Source organism: Streptomyces sp. NPDC054840, from assembly GCF_053611065.1.
On the sequence record NZ_JBSGZP010000867.1, the window covers coordinates 1 to 2,553 of the forward strand.

Sequence of the window (2,553 nt, forward strand, 5' to 3'; positions counted from 1 at the left end):
CCTCAGGACTCCCGAGGTCACCGTTGCCGGTCTCGCCGCGGGCCGTACGCCACGGGCAGGAAAACGCTGCCGCTACGTGTCCCGATGCCCGGCTCGCCCGCCTTGATGACCGAATACCGACCTATTGGATAGCGTGGCCGGTTTTGAAGCCGCGGTGTTGTCGGGGAGTTGGCAGCGGGCCATGATCGCTTCTCGTACAACCCGACTAACCACCCGGGAGTCGAGATGTGATAGCAAACCCCTTCCACGCAATGAGGCTGGACGGTCTGCCGGCCGCCTTCAGTACCTCCAACCCCGGCGCCAGAGTTCAGGCTTCTGGTTTCTGGTTTCCGAGTGACGGACGTTTGTGAAACTCACCTGCAAAGCCACGCGGAGGAACTCCGGGAAACTTTCCGTCTCAGCCCCCGTGCAGGAGGTTCTCAGCTTCTCCCGAGCTACGACATCTGCGTGGCACGACCGTTCACTCCGAGCGGGTCCGCCTGGCGGCACGGCTTCATGTACGCCGTCCCGCATGCCGGGCTCCGCTACTGCGCCGACGCAGACCACGCGGTCTGACACGCGTCGTCATCACCTGGCCTGATGCAGCTGACCCGGCCCGAACGGGCTGGGCAGAGCCAGCTCTGACGACGGCAGCCCCGTTCGGCCGAGCAAGACATGGCCATCCGCCCGTCAACTGCCAACGGTCGCAGGGCCACGGCCGTTTCGCGCGTCCACCGCCTCTCCTTGTGCCGGCGTTCTACCGCTCCACGGCGCAACGACGCAGGTGTGCGCGGCCATGGCCGATCAGCGGCTCGCCGCGTCCTCTCCGCCGTGCCGGTCTCTCGCATTCCCCGCATTCACGAAATTCCACTATCAAAGGAGTTCTTGATCTCCATGTACAAACGCTCGGGGTTTCTCGCCCTCACCACGGTGGGCGTAGTGATGTGCACCGCTGGCCTCACGCCATCGGTCAGCCAGGCAGCCGGCAGCGCCGACGGCGAGAACCGGTCCTACGCCGAAAAGCACGGCCTGACAGTGGATGACATCGGGCACATCAACGCACTGAACGAGAAGGCTCTGAATCTGGGTCAGCCCGACAACCCGACGGGAGGGTTGCCACCGAGTGCCACCGAGTCCCTCAGGGCCCCCGCATCGGCTGGCGACAGGGTCACCCCTCCCGCCGAAGCGCTCGACAGCATGCCTGACGCCTACCGGGCCCACGGCGACAGGGCCACTACCGGCATCAGCAACTACATACGCAAGTGGCAGCAGGCCTACAGCCACCGCGACGGCAAACCTCAGCAGATGACCGAAGAGCAGCGGGAGCAGCTGTCCTACGGGTGCGTCGGCGTCACCTGGGTCAATTCAGGCCCCTACCCGACGAACAAGCTGGCCTTCGCGTCCTTTGACCAGAACAAGTACGACGCTCTGGAGACCACCGGCCCACGATCGGGCGAGACGCGGGCCGAGTTCGAGGGGCGCATCGCCAAGCAGAGCTTCGACGAGACAAAGGGGTTCAACCGGGCTCGTGATGTGGCATCCGTCATGAACAAGGCCCTGGAGAACGCCCCCGACGAGGGGACCTATCTGAGCAACCTCAAGGCAGAGCTCACGAAAAACAACGACGCTCTGTCCAAAGAAGACAGCCGTTCGAGCTTTTATGCAGCCCTGAGGAGCACACCGGCCTTCAAGGACAGGAACGGGGGCAACTACGACCCGTCCAAGATGAAGGCGGTCATCTACTCGAAGCACTTCTGGAGCGGACAGGACCCCAAGAACCCCTCCGACAAGAGGAGGTACGGCGACCCGGACGCCTTCCGTCCCAACCAGAACACGGGCCTGGTCGACATGTCGAAGGACAGGAACACCCCGCGCAGCCCCGCCAAGCCCGGCGAGAGCTACGTCAACTTCGACTACGGTTGGTTCGGGGATCAGAAAGAAGCAAACCCCGACAACACCATATGGACCCACGCCAACCACTACCACTCGCCCGGCGGCGCCATGGGGCCCATGCAAGTATACGAGAGCAAGTTCCGCAGCTGGTCCAGCGGCTACGCCGACTTCGACCGTGGAACCTACATCGTCACCTTCATACCCAAGAATTGGAACACTGCCCCCGCTAAGGTGAAGCAGGGCTGGCCGTAACCCCCCGCCCCACCGGACCGGCGTAACTCGCCTCCCCTGTCGTACTGACGACAGGGGAGGCGGCCGGTACCTCCGTGGGGATGACGGTCGCATCGCGGGCCGGAAGCCCGGCGGCCCCTCAAGGCCCTCTCGCCGATCGCTTGACCTGCAGTCTCCGCACTTGCCACTCCGATACCGCAAGAAGCATCGCCGCTGACCAGCATCGGCATCGTGGGCAGCGCCGGCCGCGTCGCACCGACCTCGCCAACGAGCTCTCCGCAGCCGGGGACACCTCGCCGGCTAAGGGCTGTCCCGTAATCCCCGGTGGATCAGCGCACGGCGTCAGATGCGCTGTATCGCAAGGCGGAGGGGCGCCCCCATACTGGGCGTATTCGGGCGTTCCGACAACGCGGCGAGGTGCCGTAGCCGGCGTCGTGCGCCCGCCGGGGA

1 protein-coding gene is annotated in these 2,553 nt (G+C 64.9%); it reads left to right on the forward strand.

The features are described from left to right. The first annotated feature begins 873 nt into the window (after positions 1-873). Positions 874-2,124, forward strand: coding sequence for a protein-glutamine gamma-glutamyltransferase (locus ACWGIU_RS35220; protein WP_453712167.1), 1,251 nt, complete (start codon positions 874-876; stop codon positions 2,122-2,124). Positions 2,125-2,553 lie beyond the last annotated feature (429 nt).

Excerpts from the sequence above, each read along its gene's own strand:
- ACWGIU_RS35220 (WP_453712167.1), top strand. The coding sequence starts at position 874 with ATGTACAAACGCTCGGGGTTTCTCGCCCTCACCACGGTGGGCGTAGTG.